The sequence below is a fragment of the Flavobacterium sp. FG68 genome (genome assembly GCF_057808895.1).
The window spans coordinates 22,061-35,408 of record NZ_JBMDIY010000045.1 but is presented as its reverse complement, the minus strand read 5'-3'; the positions used below and the strand labels follow the sequence as shown (position 1 = coordinate 35,408).

The window sequence follows — 13,348 nt, the reverse complement described above, 5'->3', positions numbered from 1 at the left end:
AAAATTGTTATTTAAATAGGTTTAAATCACTTTCAATTTCTTTTAAAAAATCATCAATATCATTCGCATTATTTGGATTCTTTAAATAGTTTTCTGTTCTTTTTCTTACCTCATTAATTTGCCACTTTGGAATTTCAGATTCGCCATTTTCAGCTGATATTATTTTTATAAGTTTTTCCATAATATTTAGGCTTATATTCAATTAATTGAAGTTAATTTTACTCAAGCTCAAGTCTTTCCTGTTCCAGTTTCTCAGCTAATCTTTTTTCTATAATTGGTGTAATTAATGTTTTTCTAGGTTTGATTTTTACAAACGGAAACAATTCTAAATCATGTTTCATTCTGTCTTCTTTGTTCGGATATTTATTGGTGCCCAATAAAACTTCCTTTTTAGAATCGAATAATTCCTGTTCTTTAGCAGCACTTTCCTGAATTTTCTTTTTGATCGTTCCGTCGTTTAAAAGTCTTAGGAAACCTCCGTCAGCTTCAATATCTTTAAATAAGTTTAAACTCTTTTCTGCCAATTGCATTGTTAAACTTTCAATATAATAACTTCCATCGGCTGGATTATCGACTTTGTCAAAATAACTTTCATGTTTTAAAACTAAAAGCTGATTTCGGGCAATTCTATCTCCAAATTCGTTGTCTTTATGATATAAAGCATCGTAAGGCAAATTAGCCACAGCATCGGCTCCGCCTAAAATCGCCGACATACATTCGGTTGTAGTTCGAAGCATATTTACGTTGTAATCGTAAATGGTTTTATTTCGTTTGGTTGGCGTAACCAAAAAATGACAATCTATATCAGGATTGTATTCTGCAGCAATTAATTTGAAAAGCATTCGTAAAGCACGAAGTTTTGCAATTTCAAAAAAGTAATTAGTTCCAACAGCTATTTCAAAAACGATTGGTTTTGTTGAAGTTGAGAAACGGTTTAAATATTCATTGGCATGCGCTAAACTGTAGGCAATTTGCTGGGTGATATTAGCTCCTGAATTTTGATACAAACCTAAATCTACACTAAGAAATGGAAGTTTGGTTTGGTTTGAAATTTTTTCAAGCGTTTCAAAATTATCTTTATCCGATGTTGTAAACCAGTTTCCGTCGCGGGCTAATTGTCCAATTGGATCTAAATTGCAATAAAATGTTGCGTTTTTTTGAGCAGAAATAGCATCCAGTTTTTTTACGAAATCGATTGAGAGAAAACTCAAATGAAAATAAACGGTTCTATTTTCTAAAGGAAGATTTTCTAATAATTTTTGAATGTCGGTATTTTCGTTCTGGATCGTAAAACGTAAACTTTCGGCACCTCTTTCAATCGTATTTATTGCTCTGCTGATAGATTTTTCAACGTCGTGAACAAATATATTTTGACAGATTTTAAATTCTGAAGCCTGAGTGTGAACAGCAGCACTTTTGGTAAATTCGTCACTGTGATAAAAAGGTTTTACCTGAATATCCTCTGGAGAACTCCAAATTACGGTTTGGTTATAATCGGCTCCATCTAATTCAAACTGAATTTTTTGTTTCCATTGTTTGGATGAAATCGGATTAAAATCGTCGAATAGGTTAGTGGCCATTTAGTGTTTTTTGTGTTTATTCTTTATCTTGAATGGTATCTCCTTCAAACTGGATAATGTAAATATCTTCGCTGTCTTTTTTCATAAAGTACTTTTCGCGAGCATATTTTTCTATTTGTTCAGGATTTTTAAGTTGTTTGATCTGTTCCTGATCTTTCTTTATTTCTTCCTGATAATATTTTTTATTGTCTTGTAATTCATTAATCTGCCCGTCTAAAAAGCGATGATCAAAATAGGAGTAATTATCTAAAAACAACATCCAGATCACAAAAAACAGCAAAACCCAGACGTATTTATTGCCTAGATATTTGAACCATTTTTTGTCTTTATATGGATTTTTTATTTTCATTTTTTATAAACCTGTTATTTCTTTTGAATTTGATTGGTCTTTTTAGCCCCGATAGAGCCGGTATCCTTTTTATGGTTTAAATTTACGATAAAAATTATGAAATTCTCTGATTAATTACAGCGCGAACTACATCAATTGCTACCGTATTGTATTTATCATTTGGGATAATAATATCTGCAAATGCTTTTGATGGCTCGATAAATTGCTCATGCATAGGTTTTAACGTGTTTTGATAACGGTTTAAAACCTCGTCGATATCACGTCCGCGTTCTGAAATATCTCTTTTTAAACGACGAATTAATCTTTCATCTGAATCTGCATGAACGAAAATTTTGATATCAAAAAGTTCACGCAATTCCGGATTTGTCAAAATTAAAATACCTTCAACAATCATTACTTTTCTTGGATGAGTTGAAACCGTATCATCAGTTCTGTTATGCTGAATAAAAGAATAAACTGGCTGATCGATAGTTTCTCCCGCTTTTAAAGCTTTAAGATGTCTTACCAATAATTCAAAATCGATTGCACGCGGATGATCAAAATTAATTAATGCTCTTTCGTCAAATGATAAATTATCGGTTTGTTTATAGTACGAATCCTGAGAAATTACGCCCACTTCAGTGTCTGGTAATTCGTTCATGATTTGGTGTACTACCGTTGTTTTTCCACTTCCTGTTCCTCCTGCAATTCCAATAATGAGCATAAAATTTTTGTTTGATATTTGTTTGGCAAAAATAATAATTTAACTGAATTGCTAAACATATAATGTAATTTAACCATATAAGTAAAGTAAGTAAATTTAAGCAGCAAAATATTTAAGTAAAATAATACTTAACTGAACTTATATCACTTATATGGTTAAAAGATTATTACTTATATGGTGAAAAATATAAAAAAAATCCCGAAAGTAAACCTTCGGGATTTGGTGCAATCAGTATAGTTTAAAAAAATATTCTGAATTTAGTAAGCACTTGTAATTATTTGTTCTTCTTTGCTTTAATCATCATTTCAAGCTGATCCCAAAGTTCTTCTGGGATTGCTTCTAATAAATTGAATTGTCCGGCACCTTTTAACCATTCGCCGCCATCAATCGTAATGACATCACCATTTACATAAGCTGAAAAATCAGACACTAAATAAGCTGCTAAATTGGCTAATTCCTGATGATCTCCCACACGTTTCAACGGCACTTTTTTTGCCATATCGAACTTTTCAGAAAGATCTCCTGGTAATAATCTGTCCCAAGCCCCTTTAGTAGGGAATGGTCCCGGAGCAATCGCATTAGAACGAATTCCGTATTTTGCCCATTCTACAGCAAGACTTCTTGTCATGGCTAAAACTCCAGCTTTTGCAGTCGCACTTGGCACGACATAAGCAGATCCTGTCCAGGCATAAGTCGTAACAATATTTAAAATCGTTGCCGATGTTTGTTTCGTATCAATCCAGTGTTTTCCAAAAGCAAGCGTACAGTTTTTAGAACCTTTAAGTACGATATCTATAACAGTATCAAATGCATTTGCAGATAAACGTTCTGTTGGAGAAATAAAATTTCCGGCTGCATTGTTTAAAAGAACATCTACTTTTCCAAAAACTTTTAAAGTTTCCTGAAGCATATTTTCTACTTCTTCATAATGACGAACGTCACATTGAAGTGGTAAACATTTTCCGCCAGTTTCACTTTCAAGTTCTGCTGCAGTAGTTTTCAGCTTTTCTAAATCTCTTGAAGTTATCGCAACTTGTGCGCCTAATTCAAGAAAATATTTAGTCATTGCTTTTCCTAGACCGCTTCCGCCGCCTGTAACTACAATGACTTTTCCTTTTAAAGCGTCGTCACGTAACATTTTATCTGTATAGCTCATACTTTTCTTTTTTTACAATATTAATTAAAAAAATAGGATGCACGCATAATATTGTTATAAAATTTTGATAAACTTTATATATCACATAGTTTTTTTGCGGCAGATTCTAAAGTAAAATCGTCTTTGGCAAAGCAAAAACGTATTAATTTTTGATCTTTATGATCAGAGTAAAAAGTTGAAATAGGAATGGCAGCAACGCCATGATTGATGATTAGATTTTTGCAGAAGGTTACATCATCTTCATCTGAAATATTAGCATAAGAAGCAACCTGAAAATAAGTTCCTTCGCATGGTTTTAATTGAAATTTGCTTTTTTTGAGAAGTTTTTGAAAGTAATCTCTTTTTTCCTGATAGAATTTCCCAAGAAAATTAACATCAACAACATCTAAATATTCACTTATGGCAAATTGTGAAATACTGTTGACACTGAAAACCAAGAACTGATGTACTTTTTTAATTTCCTTCATTAAATATTCGGGAGCAATGGTATAGCCAATTTTCCAGCCAGTAATATGAAATGATTTCCCGAAAGATGAAACCATAATACAACGATCTAAAAGAAAGTTTTTGGTATGTGCCGAAATATGTTTTTCTTCAAAAGTGATGTATTCATAAACTTCATCAGATAAAACAATGATATTAGGATATTTTGAAAGTATTTTTTCAAGCTGAAGAAAATCGGCTTCATTCAATATTTTTCCTGTTGGGTTATGCGGATTATTGATGATAATCATTCGGCTTTTTGCAGAACAGGCTTTTTCGATTGTTTCCCAATTTGGCGTGTAATCATCGTTTAATGCCACACGAACTGGTTTTGCTTTGCAAAGTAAAACAGGAGATTCGTAAGAATCATAACTTGGATCGAGAATAATTACTTCGTCATTTTCTTTTACCAAAGCTAAAATTGAAGTAAAAATTCCCTGCGTTGCGCCGGCCGTAACCAAAAGTTCTAAATCAGGATTGATTGTTCTTTTATAAGAATCCTGAATCAGCTTTGCAATTTTATTCATCAATGGCGGATAACCTGCCATTGGAGTATATTGGTGTACATTTTCCTTTGATAATCGGGCAACAATATCCGTTAATCTTTCATCAACAGGAAAATTTGGAAATCCCTGTGAAAGATTTATCGCATTATATTCGACTGCCATTTTTGACATTACCGTAAAAATGCTTGTGGTTACGTTTGGAAGTTTACTCATGATAAAGTTTGATTTGGGGAAAACTTGGAGTAATTATTTTGGAGAACTATTTACATACATAGGCGCAGAATAAAGAACTCTAACGTTTTTATTGTTTTGTTTTCCAGGACTCCATTTAGGAGACATTTTTAAAACACGTATTGCTTCCCTTCCTGTTTCGAAACCAATATCTCTCAATATTCTAATATCGCTTAATGAACCATCTTTTTCTATGACAAAAGTGACATAAACCTTTCCTTTTAATTCTGGATTACTTGCAGGAATTTTAAAATTCTTCTCAACAAATTTATTGAATTCAATCATTCCTCCCGGGAAATCAGGTTTGATATCTATTCCAGCAGTATTGTAAACGCTATAATCATCATTAGGGACATCGCCTTCTGGGTAAGCTTTATCAGTAGGTTCGTCAACTGTGAGGATATCGTCAGTTTTTGTTTTTGGAGTTTGAGCAAATATATTTTGTGCAAAACAAATCAAAATTAGCAGAAGAAATTTTTTCATTATGATGGTTTTAAAGTTAGTTTACATTTTATGAATAATAAAAATCGTCGGTCGATTATGTAAATCTACTTTTAATTTTTTCCAATCCGAAATTTTCATTGTTTTTATGAACTCTGTTGGCAGCGTAATATCAGTTGCAATACATAAATGTGTTGAAGGATTTACGATTTGCAAAATATCTTCCACTAATTTATTGTTTCTATAAGGTGTTTCAATAAAAATCTGCGATTGGTTTTTATCGAGAGATAATTTCTCAAAATGTCTCAATGCCGATTTTTTCTCGTCTTTATCAATTGGTAAATAACCGTTGAAAGTAAAGCTCTGACCGTTCATTCCAGAAGCCATCATCGCCAATAGGATAGAAGAAGGGCCGACTAAAGGCACAACCTGAATTCCTTTTTCATGTGCCAGTTTTACAATGACAGCACCGGGATCAGCAACGCCCGGACATCCGGCTTCGCTCATTAATCCCATGTTTTTTCCTTCTAATAAAGGCTTGATAAAATCTAAATGTTCGCTTGGTTCTGTTCTTTTATTTAGGGTAAAAAGTACCAATTCCGATTGTTTTTTTTCAGGATAAACTGCTTTTATAGATTTTCTGGCTGTTTTATCATTTTCAACAATATAGTGGTCAATAAGTTCTATTGCTCTTCTTACGGTTTGTGGTAAAACATCCATCGGATCGCTTTCGCCCATTGTAGTTGGAATTAAGTATAGTTTTCCGAGAAGTTTCATTTTGAGATATTTTATAAATTAAAACAAAAAATGTATTTCAATTCTATAAATAGCAATTGAAATACAAATTTAATTATGAATGTTTTTCGATAAGTTTTTGGGCAATAATTTCAGATACTTCGTCCAGCATTTGATAAACATTATCAAATCCGTTAGCGACTCCGTAATAAGGATCTGGAACATCTACATTTTCGTCTGGAAATAATTCGTTTAGAATAAGACGAACTTTATTTTTATGTTCAGGAGTTTTGGCAAGATGAAGGACGTCACGTAAATTCGAGCTGTCCATAACGTAAATATAATCGAATTCGTCAAAATCAGAGGCTTTAAATTGTCTTCCTTTTTGACCGTCAATGCATAAACCGTTTTTTTGGGCGACAGCAATCGAACGTTTGTCTGGAGCGTGGCCAATATGCCATGATCCTGTTCCGGCAGAATCAACAATAAATTTATCTTTAGGTAATTTTGATGCTAAAATTCCTTCTGCTAAAGGAGATCTGCAGATATTTCCTAAACAAACCATTAAAACTTTTACTGGCATGATTCGCGTTTATAGCGTTAGTTTTTTGTTGATGTCTTCGACAAATTTTTTGAATTGTTTGTCTGTAGAAACTAAATTATCAACGGTTTTACAAGCATGTAAAACGGTAGCGTGATCGCGGTCTCCAATTTGTGAACCAATGTTTGCCAAAGAAGCTTTTGTAAATTTCTTTGCAAAAAACATAGCCAATTGTCTTGCCTGAACAACGTGTCTTTTTCTGGTTTTAGATTGAAGAGTTTCAATATCCAGCTGAAAATAATCAGACACAATTTTTTGGATATAATCAATAGAGATTTCTCTCTTTACGTTTTTAACAAATTTCTCAACTACACTTTTCGCTAATTCAATCGTAACTTCTTTTTTGTTGAAAGAAGACTGAGCAATTAACGAGATAATAGCACCTTCTAATTCTCTTACGTTAGACTTGATATTCCGTGCAACATACTCTAAAATGTCTTCCGGCATATCAACACCATCACGATATAAAATGTTTTTTAAGATCGAGATACGGGTTTCATAATCAGGCTGGTGCAATTCTGCAGACAATCCCCATTTAAAACGGGATAACAAACGCTGTTCAATATCCTGCATATCTACAGGAGCTTTATCAGAAGTTAAAATTACCTGTTTTCCGTTTTGGTGCAAATAGTTGAAAATGTGGAAAAATACGTCCTGAGTTCCTGATTTTCCAGATAAAAACTGAACATCATCAATAATCAAAACGTCGATTAATTGGTAAAAGTGAATGAAATCGTTACGATTGTTCTTTTTAACCGAATCAATATATTGTTGTGTGAAAATCTCGGCAGAAATATATAAAACCGTTTTTTCAGGATATTTGTCTTTTACTTCAACACCAATAGCATGCGCTAAGTGTGTTTTTCCTAAACCAACTCCTCCAAAAATCAACAAAGGATTAAATGAAGTTCCTCCAGGTTTGTTGGCAACAGCCATACCTGCAGAACGGGCTAAACGGTTTGAATCTCCTTCAAGGAAATTATCAAAGCTGTAATTAGGATTTAACTGAGATTCAATTTTTAAATTTCTGATACCAGGAATTACAAACGGATTCTTAAGTTCAGGATTTAAATTTTTAAACGGAGCGTCAACTTCTTGTGGTTTCATAGGAACTCTGTTAGAACTTGGCAGCTGCTCGGTAAACGGCTGTTTATTTCCATAAGTGTTCTCCATTTTAATTTTATAGAGTAACTTTGCGTTTTTTCCCAGTTCTTTGGTAAGTGCAACTTTCAATAATTTTACGTAATGCTCTTCGAGCCATTCGTAGAAAAATTTACTTGGTACTTGAATATATAACGCGTTGTCGGTTAGCTCAACTGATTTGATTGGTTCAAACCAAGTTTTGTATGCCTGATCTTGAATATTGTCCTTTATAAAAGACAAACAGTTTTCCCATACCGATTGAGCAGTTTTAGTCATAGATTCAAATAAATTTTTTTATTATTGATAAAGATTCTCCTATAAAATAGGAGCAAAATTTTTCCGTTTTTCAGGATAACAAATATGTGAACAAATTTCTGTAAAAAAAAATATTTTGGTATCTAATTTTATAAAAAAATGTTGTAAGAGAACTTCAGTAATTTTAAATTTTTTAATGTATAAATAATGAAAAATCATCAAACGCAAGTGCGTGTTCGTTACTCCGAAACTGACCAAATGGGGGTCGTTTATCACGGAAATTATGTGCCTTATTTTGAAATTGGACGCGTGGAATGGCTTAGAAATAAAGGGATTTCGTATGCAAGTATGGAAGAAAGCGGAATTGGGCTTCCAATTGTTTCGATGCAGATCAACTATAAAAAATCAGCGCGTTATGATGAGCTTTTAACAATTCATACAACATTCAAAAGTCAGTCATCTGTTAAGATCGAATTCGACTGCGAAATCTATAATGAAGCAAATGAGTTATTAACAACCGCAGTGTTTATTTTAGTATTTATTTCGTTAAAAACGGGTCGCCCAACTGCCCCTCCGGATTATATTTTGGAATTGTTCAAAACGCTAACGTAATTGTTAAAACGAAGCACGTTTTTATACTAAATTACACAATTTTAATATCGATTTCAAACATTAAATCAAAAATGTCGAATATAGATTCGGCATTTTTTTTTCGTGTTTTAGTCATTATCTTACCAATTGGCAGTCCTGAATCTTCATCGATTTCCATTTCCTGAGAAATTATGTCCAGCTTTTTTTCCTTTATAACACGCATTACCTTGTTCATGTTTTTATAATCAAAAGAAATTAAAAACTGAACATCAATTGTTTTTTCAACAATTTCGCAAACTTCTAATGTCATTTGCGCCGTTGTTCGATAAGCTGCGATCAAGCCGCCAACTCCTAATTTTGTACCGCCAAAAATGCGAACCACAACTATAAGTATATTGGTTACACCAAAAGATTGTATTTGTCCATATATAGGTGCACCGGCAGTATTACTTGGTTCTCCATCATCATTAGCCCGATACGAAATTTTTGGAGCCGTCCCCAATTGATAAGCGTAACAATAATGTACAGCATGCGGATGGAGTTTTCTTAAGTCCTCAATAATAGGTTTTACTTCATCCTCATTTTCTATAGGAAATGCATAACCAAAGAATTTACTTCCTTTTTCCTTAAAAAGAACTTCTTCAGATGCACTGGCAATGGTTTGATACGTATCGTTATATTCCAAATCTAATATTCTAAATTGTATTTTGTTTTTTTAGCCACAGATTAAAGGGATTAAAAGGATTTTTTTAACTGTTGTAAATAATCTGTGTGAATCCTTTTAATCTGTGGCCAAATATTTTATAGACTCCTAATATATTATAGTATGTTTTTATCAAACAAATCGATAACATCTTCCTGCCCAACTTGTAAATTCCAAACATTAAGACCTAATGCAGCAGCGGCATCAGTATTATCTTTTTTATCATCAACAAATAACGTTTGCTCAGGAATTAAATTATGTTCATCAATTAAATGTTGAAAAGACTCCGCATTTGGTTTTCGTTTTCTGATTTCAAAAGAGAAATGAACTTTCTCAAAACAATTATAAAAATCAGTATAAAAAGGAATACCAACCGTTTTTTCAAAAGTAGCAATATGAATAGCATCCGTATTACTTAATAAAAACAAACGATATTTTTTTGAAAGCTCTTTTAAGAAATCTAATCGATAAGAAGGAAAATCAGCCAAAACCGCATTCCAGGCTTTCAGGATTTCTTCAACTGTTGCATTTGGAAGCTGTTTTTGAAATCCGCCTATAAAATCATCATATGAAATATCTCCGGTTTCATACAATAAATTCAAACGGTCAAGTTCAGCGTTCCATTCGGTTAAACCTAAATTTTGCAAACCTGAAATTGTTCCTTGTTTGTCTAAATTGATAAAAATATCTCCAAAGTCAAAAATTATCGTATCAATCATGGTTTCTTATAAATATTAAGTCGTCGTTTTGAATATAAGTTTTAATAGCATTTTTCTTTTGAAGCTCTGGTGCTTTTGTGCCTTTTTCAAAAGTATTTTTTCCAACAAAAATTCTCGCTTCGTCCCAAATATTTTGATCTATAAAAGACTGTAAAGTTTGTCTTCCGCCTTCAATAATTATTGATTGAATTTGATGCTGATATAAAACAGATAAAATATTCTCAATCAGGTTTTCATTGAAATCAATCTTCTCAAAAATTGTATTTTCAGTCGAAACATTCTCCTCCGATTTCGAAAACACAATCGTTTTTACACTATCATCAAAAACAAAACTATCTTTTGAAATTCGGTTGTTTTGATCTAAAATCACCCGAACCGGATTGTTTCCTGACCAATCACGAACATTTAATTTCGGATTATCATCAACAACCGTCTGTGTACCGGCTAAAATAGCCTGCTCTTCACTTCGCCATTTATGAACTAATTGTTTCGAATATTTGTTAGTAATCCAAACTGGTTTGCGTTCCTGATCGTCTGCTTTTTCGGGAGCTAAAAATCCGTCCTGACTTTCTGCCCACTTTAATATAATATAAGGTCTCTTTTTTTTGTGAAAAGTAAAAAAGCGTTTGTTGAGTTCGTTACATTCGTCTTCTAAAATGCCTACGGTTACATTTGCTCCTGCTTCAACAAGTTTCTTGATTCCTCTTCCTGCTACTTTTTCGTTGGGATCAACTGTTCCAACAACCACATTCGGGATTTCGTTTGCAATAATTAAATCACAACAAGGCGGCGTTTTCCCAAAATGAGAGCAAGGTTCTAAACTAACATAAATTGTTGATTTTTTTAATAGCGATTTATCTTTTACAGAGCGAACCGCATTTACTTCGGCGTGTGGTTCTCCGGCTTTTTTGTGCCAGCCTTCACCAATAATTTTATCTTCATAAACAATTACACTGCCTACCATGGGGTTTGGATAAGTTGTTCCAAAACCATTTTTAGCAAGTTCAATGCATCGTTTGATATATTTCTCATGTATTTTCACCCTGCAAAAGTAATTATTTTTGAGTTTTGAGTCTAATATTGCAATTATTGTTGTGAAACAAAACAAAATGTTATGAAACTATCGGAAAAGTATTTTTATTTTTGTAGTTACAAGTGAAAAAATAAAATGAGAAATTGGGTTATCAGAAAAATTAAAAAGGAAGACAATCAAGCAGTTGCAAAATTAATACGATCTGTTTTTGATGAAATGGAAATTCCAAAAGTGGGAACTGCTTATGAAGATCCATATTTAGATTTGATGTTTGAAGAATACAATAAACCACAGTCAATCTATTTTGTAGTTGAAAGTGAAGGCGAAATTTTAGGCTGTGCCGGAATTGCTCCGTTAGAAAATGGAGATCCTAAAATTTGCGAATTGCAAAAAATGTATTTTTTACCAGAAGTCCGCGGATTAGGTATTGGAAATAAAATGATGGATGAATGTCTAAATGAAGCAAAGAATTTTGGTTTTGAAAAATGTTACATAGAAACAATGCCGTTTATGCACGCGGCACAAAAATTATATAGAAAATCAGGTTTTGAATATTTAGATGCGCCAATGGGCTGTACCGGGCACAATTCTTGCCCTGTCTGGATGTTGAAAGATTTGCAGAACTAATTAATAAATTGATTTTGTAAATACTTATATGAAGAATAATTAGCTTTGGCTGAAAAATAATACGCAATAAACGCAATGAAAATCAAACAATATCGTACTCAGTTTATTAAAGAGTTATCTCCTTTGTACGATGCGTACGAAGCAGAAAGTTTTTTCTATTTAATTCTAGAAGATAAACATAAACTGCGTCAAATAGATTTAGCTTTAAATCACGAATTATTTTTTTCTGAGTCTGATTTTGCTGTTTGGGATTTATTATTAGCACAGCTGAAAAGAGAAGTTCCAATTCAGTATTTATTAGGTAAAACCAGCTTTTATGGTTTAGAATTTGAAGTAAACGAAAATGTTTTGATTCCGAGACCGGAAACCGAAGAATTGGTCGAATGGATTATCAACGAAAATAAACCATTCGATAAAACTAAAAAACTGAAAATTCTTGATATAGGAACCGGAAGCGGATGTATTGCTATTTCACTGGCTAAAAATCTGCCAAATGCAGATGTATATGCTATTGATGTTTCAAAAAAAGCAATAGAAACGGCAAAACGAAATGCAAACAGAAATAAAGTAGATGTTACTTTTATGTTTCAGGATATTTTAGAAACACAAGAATTGAAATGTCAGTTTGACGTAATTGTTTCAAATCCGCCTTATGTGCGAAATCTTGAAAAAGAAGAAATAAAGAAAAATGTTCTCGATTACGAACCGCATCTAGCATTATTTGTAGATGATAATGATGCGTTGGTTTTTTATAGAAAAATAGCCTCTTTGGCACATAATAATCTCTTGGAAAACGGACAATTGTATTTTGAAATCAATCAATATTTAGGAAAAGAAATGATCGATTTGCTAGGTAAAATGGATTTTATAAACATCGATCTTCGTAAAGATATTTATGATAATGACCGCATGATTTCCTGCAAGGTTTCCAAAACCTTGTAGGTATTTTTATTCTATAGCTAAAAATGAAATTACAAATTAGGAGTTTTAATGCACATCAAAAATCTGAAAGATTTGATATCGAAATTCCTTCTGACAATTCTTCAGATTTAAAGATTTCCTATGTTGATTTTGAGTTTGAAGAAATACCAGAATATAACATTACTGCAAAAATTTTTCTCAATGAAAATAATTTGAAATTAGACGATTTTAACTTTGTTTATTTCAAAAATGTAGATTTAATTTTCTTCAGATTCATTTATCAATGGGGAACAATTGATTTGAAAAACAGAAGATTGAAAAGAAATATAATTGATTACTCCTTAGATTTTCCTTTTTTTTATTTACATCAAAACTGTATTTTAATTGTAGATGATCTATTTGCTGAAACTACAACATTTGATGGTGAGACAGTAGATAGAATTCTAAATGAGCAGCCTCATGAAATAATTGAGTTCGAGGATTATTTTGAATTTGATATAATAGGAGTTGAAAAAAGAAAACTTATGAAAACTATTTCAGATTCCTGCAAGGTTTCAAAAACCTTGTAGGT

General features: G+C 32.3%; 17 protein-coding genes. 4 read left to right on the top strand and 13 right to left on the bottom strand.

The window, feature by feature from the left end; translation table 11 throughout:
* Positions 1-7: 7 nt before the first annotated feature.
* The 10 genes from ACODSB_RS21885 to dnaA form a co-directional block, all read right to left on the bottom strand.
* Positions 8-181 carry a hypothetical protein gene (locus ACODSB_RS21885; RefSeq protein WP_180859719.1) on the bottom strand — a complete coding sequence of 58 codons (174 nt, stop codon included), beginning with the start codon at positions 179-181 and terminating at the stop codon, positions 8-10.
* Positions 182-218: 37 nt separating this feature from the next.
* Complete coding sequence (locus ACODSB_RS21880; protein WP_488938573.1) at positions 219-1,580, bottom strand: methylmalonyl-CoA mutase subunit beta; 1,362 nt, start codon at positions 1,578-1,580, stop codon at positions 219-221.
* Between the two features lie 16 nt (positions 1,581-1,596).
* Complete coding sequence (locus ACODSB_RS21875) at positions 1,597-1,929, bottom strand: FtsB family cell division protein (RefSeq protein ID WP_053474062.1); 333 nt, start codon at positions 1,927-1,929, stop codon at positions 1,597-1,599.
* Positions 1,930-2,023: 94 nt separating this feature from the next.
* Entirely contained in the window at positions 2,024-2,632 is a 609-nt protein-coding gene (gene udk / locus ACODSB_RS21870; protein ID WP_053474061.1) for a uridine kinase, read from the bottom strand.
* A 274-nt stretch (positions 2,633-2,906) separates the two neighbouring features.
* A complete protein-coding gene (locus ACODSB_RS21865) occupies positions 2,907-3,788 on the bottom strand; it encodes an SDR family oxidoreductase (protein ID WP_053474060.1) in 882 nt (293 codons plus the stop codon).
* Between the two features lie 74 nt (positions 3,789-3,862).
* Positions 3,863-4,990, bottom strand: coding sequence for a methionine aminotransferase (locus ACODSB_RS21860; protein WP_488938572.1), 1,128 nt, complete (start codon positions 4,988-4,990; stop codon positions 3,863-3,865).
* A gap of 33 nt (positions 4,991-5,023) precedes the next feature.
* Entirely contained in the window at positions 5,024-5,491 is a 468-nt protein-coding gene (locus ACODSB_RS21855) for an energy transducer TonB (RefSeq protein WP_488938571.1), read from the bottom strand.
* A gap of 21 nt (positions 5,492-5,512) precedes the next feature.
* Complete coding sequence (locus ACODSB_RS21850) at positions 5,513-6,226, bottom strand: SAM-dependent methyltransferase (RefSeq protein ID WP_488938570.1); 714 nt, start codon at positions 6,224-6,226, stop codon at positions 5,513-5,515.
* 73 nt (positions 6,227-6,299) lie between these two features.
* Positions 6,300-6,767: a low molecular weight protein-tyrosine-phosphatase gene (locus ACODSB_RS21845; protein ID WP_053474056.1), complete on the bottom strand. Its 468-nt coding sequence runs from the start codon at positions 6,765-6,767 to the stop codon at positions 6,300-6,302.
* A 9-nt stretch (positions 6,768-6,776) separates the two neighbouring features.
* A complete protein-coding gene (gene dnaA / locus ACODSB_RS21840; protein ID WP_011921525.1) occupies positions 6,777-8,204 on the bottom strand; it encodes a chromosomal replication initiator protein DnaA in 1,428 nt (475 codons plus the stop codon).
* A 186-nt stretch (positions 8,205-8,390) separates the two neighbouring features.
* Between dnaA and ACODSB_RS21835 the strand changes: the two genes are divergently transcribed.
* A complete protein-coding gene (locus ACODSB_RS21835; protein WP_053474055.1) occupies positions 8,391-8,795 on the top strand; it encodes an acyl-CoA thioesterase in 405 nt (134 codons plus the stop codon).
* A gap of 31 nt (positions 8,796-8,826) precedes the next feature.
* Here ACODSB_RS21835 and ACODSB_RS21830 read toward each other — a convergent pair whose 3' ends face one another.
* From ACODSB_RS21830 to ribD, 3 genes are all read right to left on the bottom strand, one after another.
* Complete coding sequence (locus ACODSB_RS21830) at positions 8,827-9,459, bottom strand: IMPACT family protein (RefSeq protein WP_053474078.1); 633 nt, start codon at positions 9,457-9,459, stop codon at positions 8,827-8,829.
* Between the two features lie 134 nt (positions 9,460-9,593).
* On the bottom strand, positions 9,594-10,196 hold the full coding sequence (locus tag ACODSB_RS21825) for an HAD-IA family hydrolase (RefSeq protein ID WP_488938569.1): 603 nt from the start codon (positions 10,194-10,196) through the stop codon (positions 9,594-9,596).
* On the bottom strand, positions 10,189-11,238 hold the full coding sequence (ribD, locus tag ACODSB_RS21820) for a bifunctional diaminohydroxyphosphoribosylaminopyrimidine deaminase/5-amino-6-(5-phosphoribosylamino)uracil reductase RibD (protein WP_488938568.1): 1,050 nt from the start codon (positions 11,236-11,238) through the stop codon (positions 10,189-10,191). The genes ACODSB_RS21825 and ribD overlap by 8 nt, the downstream gene beginning before the upstream one ends.
* A 126-nt stretch (positions 11,239-11,364) precedes the next feature.
* Between ribD and ACODSB_RS21815 the strand changes: the two genes are divergently transcribed.
* The 3 genes from ACODSB_RS21815 to ACODSB_RS21805 all read left to right on the top strand — a co-directional run bounded on the left by ACODSB_RS21815 (position 11,365) and on the right by ACODSB_RS21805 (position 13,346).
* Complete coding sequence (locus tag ACODSB_RS21815) at positions 11,365-11,856, top strand: GNAT family N-acetyltransferase (protein WP_488938567.1); 492 nt, start codon at positions 11,365-11,367, stop codon at positions 11,854-11,856.
* Positions 11,857-11,931: 75 nt separating this feature from the next.
* Positions 11,932-12,798 carry a peptide chain release factor N(5)-glutamine methyltransferase gene (gene prmC, locus ACODSB_RS21810; RefSeq protein ID WP_256635831.1) on the top strand — a complete coding sequence of 289 codons (867 nt, stop codon included), beginning with the start codon at positions 11,932-11,934 and terminating at the stop codon, positions 12,796-12,798.
* Positions 12,799-12,821: 23 nt separating this feature from the next.
* Positions 12,822-13,346 (top strand): hypothetical protein, encoded by a 525-nt coding sequence (locus tag ACODSB_RS21805; RefSeq protein WP_488938566.1) that lies wholly within the window; start codon positions 12,822-12,824, stop codon positions 13,344-13,346.
* Positions 13,347-13,348: the final 2 nt, after the last annotated feature.

Bases quoted from the DNA above. Each gene is read 5' to 3' on its own strand.
- ACODSB_RS21860 (WP_488938572.1), bottom strand. From the start codon at position 4,990: ATGAGTAAACTTCCAAACGTAACCACAAGCATTTTTACGGTAATGTCA.
- ACODSB_RS21805 (WP_488938566.1), top strand. From the start codon at position 12,822: ATGAAATTACAAATTAGGAGTTTTAATGCACATCAAAAATCTGAAAGA.
- ACODSB_RS21880 (WP_488938573.1), bottom strand. From the start codon at position 1,580: ATGGCCACTAACCTATTCGACGATTTTAATCCGATTTCATCCAAACAA.
- ACODSB_RS21825 (WP_488938569.1), bottom strand. From the start codon at position 10,196: ATGATTGATACGATAATTTTTGACTTTGGAGATATTTTTATCAATTTA.
- ACODSB_RS21865 (WP_053474060.1), bottom strand. From the start codon at position 3,788: ATGAGCTATACAGATAAAATGTTACGTGACGACGCTTTAAAAGGAAAA.
- ACODSB_RS21835 (WP_053474055.1), top strand. From the start codon at position 8,391: ATGAAAAATCATCAAACGCAAGTGCGTGTTCGTTACTCCGAAACTGAC.
- ACODSB_RS21850 (WP_488938570.1), bottom strand. From the start codon at position 6,226: ATGAAACTTCTCGGAAAACTATACTTAATTCCAACTACAATGGGCGAA.
- ACODSB_RS21855 (WP_488938571.1), bottom strand. From the start codon at position 5,491: ATGAAAAAATTTCTTCTGCTAATTTTGATTTGTTTTGCACAAAATATA.
- dnaA (WP_011921525.1), bottom strand. From the start codon at position 8,204: ATGACTAAAACTGCTCAATCGGTATGGGAAAACTGTTTGTCTTTTATA.
- udk (WP_053474061.1), bottom strand. From the start codon at position 2,632: ATGCTCATTATTGGAATTGCAGGAGGAACAGGAAGTGGAAAAACAACG.
- ACODSB_RS21815 (WP_488938567.1), top strand. From the start codon at position 11,365: ATGAGAAATTGGGTTATCAGAAAAATTAAAAAGGAAGACAATCAAGCA.
- ACODSB_RS21885 (WP_180859719.1), bottom strand. From the start codon at position 181: ATGGAAAAACTTATAAAAATAATATCAGCTGAAAATGGCGAATCTGAA.
- prmC (WP_256635831.1), top strand. From the start codon at position 11,932: ATGAAAATCAAACAATATCGTACTCAGTTTATTAAAGAGTTATCTCCT.
- ACODSB_RS21845 (WP_053474056.1), bottom strand. From the start codon at position 6,767: ATGCCAGTAAAAGTTTTAATGGTTTGTTTAGGAAATATCTGCAGATCT.
- ACODSB_RS21875 (WP_053474062.1), bottom strand. From the start codon at position 1,929: ATGAAAATAAAAAATCCATATAAAGACAAAAAATGGTTCAAATATCTA.